This window comes from Sphingomonas sp. Marseille-Q8236, assembly GCF_965112005.1.
In genome coordinates, this window is sequence record NZ_CBCOPO010000003.1 from 295,163 (window position 1) to 302,563 (window position 7,401).

General features: G+C 64.3%; 7 protein-coding genes. 5 read left to right on the top strand and 2 right to left on the bottom strand.

Features of this window, described 5'->3' with window-relative positions; all coding sequences use genetic code 11:
- Window positions 1-1,205: 1,205 nt before the first annotated feature.
- Together ACWPWT_RS20420 and ACWPWT_RS20425 are read left to right on the top strand one after the other, a co-directional pair.
- Entirely contained in the window at window positions 1,206-1,880 is a 675-nt protein-coding gene (locus ACWPWT_RS20420) for a ParA family protein (RefSeq protein WP_244885654.1), read from the top strand.
- Window positions 1,877-2,218, top strand: coding sequence for a hypothetical protein (locus tag ACWPWT_RS20425; RefSeq protein WP_043061317.1), 342 nt, complete (start codon window positions 1,877-1,879; stop codon window positions 2,216-2,218). The genes ACWPWT_RS20420 and ACWPWT_RS20425 overlap by 4 nt, the downstream gene beginning before the upstream one ends.
- Before the next feature lie 725 nt (window positions 2,219-2,943).
- Here ACWPWT_RS20425 and ACWPWT_RS20430 read toward each other — a convergent pair.
- Complete coding sequence (locus ACWPWT_RS20430) at window positions 2,944-3,210, bottom strand: hypothetical protein (RefSeq protein WP_043061316.1); 267 nt, start codon at window positions 3,208-3,210, stop codon at window positions 2,944-2,946.
- Window positions 3,211-3,551: 341 nt separating this feature from the next.
- On the opposite strand from ACWPWT_RS20430, the gene ACWPWT_RS20435 reads away from it, so the two are divergent.
- From ACWPWT_RS20435 to ACWPWT_RS20445, 3 genes are read left to right on the top strand one after another with little or no spacing between them, the layout of a single operon-like run.
- Complete coding sequence (locus ACWPWT_RS20435; protein WP_043061315.1) at window positions 3,552-4,145, top strand: ribbon-helix-helix domain-containing protein; 594 nt, start codon at window positions 3,552-3,554, stop codon at window positions 4,143-4,145.
- Window positions 4,142-5,569: a relaxase/mobilization nuclease domain-containing protein gene (locus ACWPWT_RS20440; protein ID WP_241769347.1), complete on the top strand. Its 1,428-nt coding sequence runs from the start codon at window positions 4,142-4,144 to the stop codon at window positions 5,567-5,569. The genes ACWPWT_RS20435 and ACWPWT_RS20440 overlap by 4 nt, the downstream gene beginning before the upstream one ends.
- A complete protein-coding gene (locus tag ACWPWT_RS20445; protein WP_116462766.1) occupies window positions 5,566-6,432 on the top strand; it encodes a hypothetical protein in 867 nt (288 codons plus the stop codon). Before ACWPWT_RS20440 ends, ACWPWT_RS20445 begins: the two co-directional genes overlap by 4 nt.
- 149 nt (window positions 6,433-6,581) lie before the next feature.
- On the opposite strand, the gene ACWPWT_RS20450 is transcribed toward ACWPWT_RS20445, so the two are convergent.
- Window positions 6,582-7,339, bottom strand: a protein-coding gene (locus ACWPWT_RS20450; RefSeq protein ID WP_454278138.1) for an IS5 family transposase whose coding sequence is annotated in 2 segments (ribosomal slippage) — window positions 6,582-7,006 and window positions 7,006-7,339 — 759 coding nt in all. Because the reading frame shifts where the segments join, the coding sequence is not laid out codon by codon here.
- Between the last annotated feature and the right edge of the window lie 62 nt (window positions 7,340-7,401).

The window sequence follows — 7,401 nt, forward strand, 5'->3', positions numbered from 1 at the left end:
CCGGCGACGTGGCCGCCACCGAGGCAAGCCGGTGCACCATGCCTCCGACGACCATGTGCGCAAAGTGTACAATGTGCACCGAGTGAGCACATGGCTAACGTTCACGGTGTGAGCATTTTGAAGGTTGGGACGTGTGCACGGCGTGAACATGTCAGCGCGGTGAACGTATAAACCTCGCGACCAAGTAGCCGCGAGCCGGTAGGAATTCGGTCCAGCTTGCTCTCTGCCGCAGGGTCTTCTCGCGGGGCGGTGATACGCACAACGGCGCGCGCAAACGTTCACAGCGTGAACATGGGCGCATTGTCGACAGGTTCAAGGAGGATCGTCGCGGCTGAAGCGCGGTTGCGCCTCTCGCCAGTACAGGAGCCTATTCGTCCCAGGTAGCTGCACTCACCAGCAGAGCGCCGACGACCTGCCCCCCCTCCCCGCGGCAGCGCCGCGAGGTTCGGGTGCGGGCGGTGACAGGATGGCCAATGATGTGGCGAGGCCGTTCCACGGGTATCGAGGTGAACATATTCACGCGGTGAGCATGTCGCCAAGGTGAACGTCCTAGCTATGTGAACGTGTGACCAGGGTGAACATCAGAGCCATGTGTACATGAGTGCGGTGTGAACATGTCGCCGCGGTGAGCTTACGACCACACCAAGGCTGCACTGGGATCGCTGACGTCGCCGGTCGCGAAAGGCGATCGGACAACGCCTCGGCGGTTTGGTTGCGCTGATTGCTCGGTCGGCGAAACTCGGTCAACTCCCATCGCTGGCTGAACGCGGTTGCGTGGAATAGACGCTGGTCGTCCTAAGCAGGCGTGAGGGCAGGGGAGGGCGAGTGCCTCTGCGAGTTTCCTCGTGAGCATGTACTCAATGTGAGCATGCTCACACGTGGCGCTTGAACGTGCCGTCCGATCGCCGAGCGAAGGCGGTCCCCTGGCGCACGGGGCGATGCTGTCGGGAACGCGGCACTGTGGTCGCTTGTCGGACGCGAGTGCAAGCCGCGTCCGGTGCCTGACCCATTGCCAGCCATCCAACGCCCGCAATGCTCACGCGGTGCCCATGTTCACACGGCTTACATGTCAATAAAGTGCGCAAGCGACCATCGCGCACTTGTCACCAATGGGGGCTTGTGCAACTTTGGTCACACGTTCGCGGCGTGGTTGGTGCGTCACATGTGCACATCCGCCGATCAACCTGAGGAGACATCTGTTGCCGGTGATATCGATGCTGTCCCCGAAGGGCGGGGTGGGGAAGACCACTACCTCGCTCATTCTCGCGACGGTTCTCGCTTCGAAAGGGTCGAGCGTCGTGATGATCGACGCCGACCCGAATTTCCCGCTGTCACGCTGGGCGGCGAAGGACGGGAAGCCTGACAATATCGAGGTGGTACCCGAGATCGATGAGGACGAGATCATCAGTACGATCGACGCGGCGCGTAAACGCGCCGACTATGTCATCGTCGACCTGGAAGGGAAGGCCAGCGCGCGGGCGACCAACGCACTGATGATGTCGCATCTCGCCCTTGTCCCGATCCAGGGCTCCGAACTCGACGCCATGGAAGCTGCGCGCGCGTTCAAGGCGATTCGCAATGCCGGTACCGCGCGCCAGCGCCCCTTGCCCTTTGCCGCGGTTCTGACGCGGACGCCTGCTTCGACGAGGCTGTGGCCGCGTGACCTGAAAGCCGTCGTCGGCAATCTGGAAGATGCAGACGTCCCGATGATCTCGACCGCTATCGCCGAGCGCGGTGCATTCCGCGGCCTGTTCAGTATGGGCGGTACGCTGGACGACATGACTGCGGCGGATGTCGGTTCACTCGACAGCGCGAAGGCGAACGCTAACGCCTTCGCGTTCGACGTAGTGACGCTGCTCAAGGAAGGACTGGGCGCATGAGCGAGAAGCCTGCGGCATCGCGTCGATCGATCACCAGCTTCGCCGCTGATGATGACATTCCGGTCCCCACCGCTGAACAGCTGGCCGCAGCCAAATCAGCAGGGGAGGGGCTGGGCTTTCGCTCCGAAAAGCCGGCTCCCGCACCGGCGCAGCGGCCGGCGCCCAAGGTCCGGCAGCCGACCTTTACCGACGCGGTGCACGTCCGGTGCCGTCCCGAGGATCGTGCTCGCTTCGAGGACTTCGTCTGGCGCAACCGCGTTTCAAAGGGTGAGGCAATGACGCTTCTCCTTGACTTGGCCCTGACCGAAGAGGCGCGGAAGGCAAAAGCCGGGAAGTGACGACAAGCTGACCGGGGAGGGGAGGGGGTAAGTCTCCCGGCCATGATCGCGACCGCCCCGTCGATGGCACTCCGCCAGCACAGCCGGCGTCATACACCGGCCGGAAGGGGAGGGGGGCTGACCGCCAGGGACCATCCCCGTCGCTCCTCATGCCGAGCGACGAATCGGTGTGATTGATCGGCCGCAGGGTGACCGTTCCTGTGTCAGGTAGCGTCGCGTTGGGGCTTGCGCGTGCACGCCAAACGCGGGTCAGCGGCCGTTGGGAAGCGGACCAGCGGCAACGGAGCTCGCTATCTGCCGATAGCCTCGATCGGATCGCCTGGTCGTCATGATCTAGGCAACGTCAGCGACTCCGCACGATCGCCCATGTCCCGCCATCGTACCCGTTGCGACCGCGATGGGGCTGGTGAAAGGCGCGAGGCTAGCGGCCGAGGAGCCTTGGTTGCCGGGAGCCGGTGCCGTCCTCGCTGCGACGGACTGGTGCGATCGCGGGAACGGCATCCGCTACGACGGGTGTGCTACCGACGATCCGTCGAGCGACCGTTCACGACAGCTATCCGAGCTCCGGGGACTGGTCGCCGGCAAGCGGAGAGGGGGAGGGGGTCGCGGGAACGCCGCTCTGATGCCCTGTTCCCTTCGCGCGATCGGATCCGCGAACGGCTGCCGCTGACACGCCGTTGGTCGGACATGCGATCCTCCAGAATACGCTCGCCCCGGCCGACCGATCAGCCCGAGAGCGCGGCCAGTCGTTCAGCCACTGCCTTGCCGCCATGGGAGGCGAGCGCCGCTGCGATCGTGCGGGCGTCGGACTTCTCGATGGCAGCGATCTTGACCCGCTCGAGCGCGGCCAGAAGGACAGGACGACCGGCGTCACGGGCCGCTTCCGTCGCTTGCTTCGCCTGCTCGTCGACGCGCGCCAGTTCGGCAAGCAGCGCCTCGCGTCTCGCCGCGATGGCCGCCAGATCACCGGTGTTGGATTTCGCACGAGGCATGTGGCGTTCTCTCTTGTGCTGCAATTCGTGGACAGCACAAACATGGCCGACCCTCTCCAAGATTACTAGGTATCAGGGTATTGATCTTGTCCAGATCGACGGTGTCGATACCGGACCGGCATCAATGACGACTGCCAAGGCCGTTCGACTGTCGAACATATCAGGCGTCCATGTGCTTGCAATAACCTCGGCAATACAGCCCACTCCGCGTCTGGAGTGATTTCACTCCATCTAATTGGTTTTTGTACGAGGGTGGATCAATTATGAGGGATGGCAGGATATGCCATCTGGCACCAATGTAATACATTGGCTCGATGGCACCGCTGCACGGGGCTTTGAAAGTGGTGATCAGTCTTCGGCTCAAGGACGATCTGATCGCGGAGATCGACCGCGTCGCGGCCGCCCATGGCCAGACCCGGAGCGCCTGGATCGCGCAGATCCTCACGCGCACGGTGCTTGCGTCGGAACATGATGACCTGCCCATCGCGGGGGCGGCAGGTAGGCTCGATCACGAGGGTCATTCAGACGAGCAGGTCCGGGTGACGGTCCGCCTCAACCGGCGCGAGATCGAGGCGATCGATATTGTTGGCGCGCCGCTCGGCCTGTCCCGCAACGAGTGGATCAAACGCGCCCTGCGCTGGCAGCTCTGGGACAAGGCCGCGCAGCTCCGGCTATGCCCGGCCATGAAGGAGGAGGTCGGAAAAGTCCGCAAGCAGATCCTTCTGATCGGCCGCAACATCAACCAGGCGGTCCATGCCATGAATGCCGCCAACCAGCCCGAGAGCAGCCTCGACATCGCGCGGATTGCGGAACCCTTTCTGGAGACGTGCGCCGACCTGAAGATCGTTCTGCACGCCACTCGGCGCAGCCTGTCCGCCTATGTCGGGGGCGAAGTCGCGTATTGGACCGGCGCGTTCGGAGCACCGCGCGCGTGAGCCTCAACCTGTCGCCGGGCACGCTCGACACGATGGCGGGGATCTTCGCGCCAGCGAAGAAGCAGAGGCTCGGCAGCGGGGGCGGGTCGCCTCCACCAGCAAAGCAGGGCGGAACAATGCTGAGGCTCGCGGTCGCCTCCATGTTCCCGAAGGCCACGAGCCGACCGGGTGGCGGTCGCCAACCTTATGCGACGAAGCAGGCATTCGGTGCGGGCGCCCAAGGCGCCGTCAGTCGTCGCGCTATCGCGACGATGGACCGAACCGCACGCCGGGTCCCCGAGGTCCTCGTTCGCATCACGGGACGTCAGCATGGCAGCGGGCACGTGCTCGCCAATTTCGCCTACATCAGTCGCCTTGGTCACGGCACCGACAAGCAATTGGCGCTGTATACGAGCGACGAGGAGGTGCTCCGTGACGGACGCGCCATGCAGGAGCTCGCGCAGGATTGGCAGGAATGGGAGATGGGCGACGATGCCCGCCGCAAGGGCGCGACGTCGCTATCGATGATCCTTTCGATGCCATCGGGTACCGATCCCGAACGCCTCAAGGCGGCCGCGCTGGATTTCGCGCGGGAGGAATTCGCGAACCGGTCCTGGGTCGCGTCGCTCCACATTGACCGGGATCATCCGCACGTTCACCTGACCTTCGCACGGCGCGACCATGATGGTCGACGTTTTCACCCCACCCGTGACGACCTCTTCCGCTACCGCCAGCGCTTCGCCCAGAAGCTGCGCGACCGCGGCATAGAGGCGAATGCGACGCCGGCGAAGGCGAGGGGGGTAGACCCCAAGCATGAGCCGATCGCTGCCAGGAAAGTGCGAGCAAACGGCCAGGTACCGCGGCTCGACACGAACCGCCTCGCGCGCGCACAACGCTTCGCGAACGCGACCACAGCCGATCCGGTTCGGGCTATCCTTACCGAGCAACAGGCCGTCGTCAGGGACGCCTATCTGCAGTCGATCGCCGAGCTCAGTGCCACCCCGTCGGTCGTCAACCAGACGGTCGCGAAAAGCCTGCAACGGTTCGTCGAGGTTCTGCCCGACCCCGAACCGAACTCCATCCAGGCCGCCCATACGCTCCGCGTGCTGCGGGCGTTGGACACCCGACTTGGTGGACTCGAAGCGGAGGCAAGCGATGCGCCAGCGGACCCGATCGCCGCCGCGATCGCCCGGTCCAGCGCGATGAGGGACCGGATCGAGGCACGTCGTCTTCGCGATCAGACGGATGCGGTCCGCTCGCCCGAACCCGTCGACCCCGAGCGGCAGAAGGAGGAAACTCGGACACCAATCACCCGCCACGATCCGGCAACCGCACCGACCGATATCGACGAGGTAATGCGTCAGGTTCAGGAGCGAGAACGCGCGCGGATGGCCCGCGAGCGGGAGCGGGATCGAAGCCCTGGTAGGGGAGGGCCGACGCGATGAGCGATGTCAGTCAGACTGCCGCCCTAGCCGCCATTCTTGACGCGCTGACACTGATGCAGGACCAGGTCGAAGAGATCGGCGAACGCAGCAAGCGCCTCGAAGCAAATCAGGCCGACATCCTTGCAAGGCTCGAGACCATCGATGCTGCGCAGGCCATCGCGACGGACCTCCAGCCTAATCTCGAGCATCTCGCGTCCGAAGTCTCCGAGACCCGGGGCGAGATGGGGGAGGGGTTCGCCCGTGTTGCGCAGGTCGCGGGCTGGGCGCATGCCGCGGCCGCTGGCAACGCCGCTCCATTGCCGGCCGATGTCCTCGACGATCCGCTGCTCGAGCTCTTCGTCATCAGCCAACCCGCAGACCGCACTTCAACCCGCCGCGCCATCGTGGATTGGCGGGAGAAGGCGCGGACGGTCGATACTGCGGCGCTGACCGCTCTTCTGATTAGCCAGTACCGCCCGTCACCGACAGACGATCGCGCAGGCCGCCGTCTGCGATACAAGTTGGCTGCGATCACCCGCGACGAACTGGAGCGTCGAGGTGCTGTGATGCCGCCATTGCCGCGCTCGACAATAGCGGCGGACCGATCGGCCGAGGCGCAGCGCGCGCGGTCCGAGGCGCTGGTCGAGGTGTGGCAAGCGGGGGAGGGCGCAATGCTCTACGCTGAGCCGGAGCTCGCTGGTGCGATGGACATCATGGCGGCGGCAAGGCGGGAGGGTGTTGCGCTGCCTGAGCAGAGCCTAGCAAGCGGATTGGCTGCGTTGCATCAGACGATTTCAGATCGCCTGAGTGTCGGCGACAGACCTGAGTTGGCATCTGATCCGAAGAACGTCGGCGCGAGGGAAGAAATACTCCGTGATCGATAGCTTTGAATCACGTACAATCTGAGGAAGAGACGCTGAAGCCGTGCGCCACATGTCAATGAGCGCGTCACATGAAGAAGCGGAACTGAAACGGGGTACTCCCCAAGCGGGGCATTCGTTTAAGAACCCGCGCTAGGGTCAGGACTCGTTGATCACAGCCAGAAGATGACGGTGGCAGCGAGGGTGACGGCGGCAAAGAAGGCAGTGGGGCAGCGATCGTAGCGGGTAGCGACCCGACGCCAGTCTTTGAGGCGGCCGAACATGATCTCGATGCGGCTGCGGCGCCGGTAGCGGCGCTTGTCGTATTTGACCGGCTCGTTGCGTGATCGCCGGCCCGGGATGCAGGGCTGGATGCCTTTGGCCTGGAGGGCGTCCCTGAACCAGTCGGCGTCGTAGCCGCGGTCGCCGAGCAGCCACTGCGCCTTCGGCATGTCATCCAGCAGCGCTGCCGCGCCGGTGTAGTCGCTGACCTGGCCCGCGGTCATGAAAAAGCTTAAGGGGCGCCCGTTTGCATCGGCGACGGCATGTAGCTTGGTATTCATACCGCCTTTGGTGCGGCCGATCAGGCGGCCAAGATCCCCTTTTTTACCCGCAGGCTTGATGCCGTGCGGTGCGCCTTCAGATAGGTTGCGTCGATCATGACCGTCTGCGGCTCGGCGCCAGCTGCAGCCAGACCTTCCATCATTCGCGTGAACACGCCGGCCTCGCCCCAACGCTTCCACCGATTGTACAGCGTCTTGTGGGGGCCATACTCGCTAGGCGCATCTCGCCAGCGAAGCCCGTTGCGATTGACGAATACGATGCCGCTCAGCACCCGCCGGTCGTCCACCCTCGGCTTGCCATGGCTCTTGGGAAAGAAGGGCCGCAGCCGCTCCATCTGCTCGTCCGTCAGCCAAAACAGGTCACTCATCTCGGTCTCCTTGCGGAGCCTGAATCAGATCGCGACGCTCACATCAATGGGTCCTGACCCTA

Bases quoted from the DNA above. Each gene is read 5' to 3' on its own strand.
- ACWPWT_RS20425 (WP_043061317.1), top strand. From the start codon at position 1,877: ATGAGCGAGAAGCCTGCGGCATCGCGTCGATCGATCACCAGCTTCGCC.
- ACWPWT_RS20430 (WP_043061316.1), bottom strand. From the start codon at position 3,210: ATGCCTCGTGCGAAATCCAACACCGGTGATCTGGCGGCCATCGCGGCG.
- ACWPWT_RS20445 (WP_116462766.1), top strand. From the start codon at position 5,566: ATGAGCGATGTCAGTCAGACTGCCGCCCTAGCCGCCATTCTTGACGCG.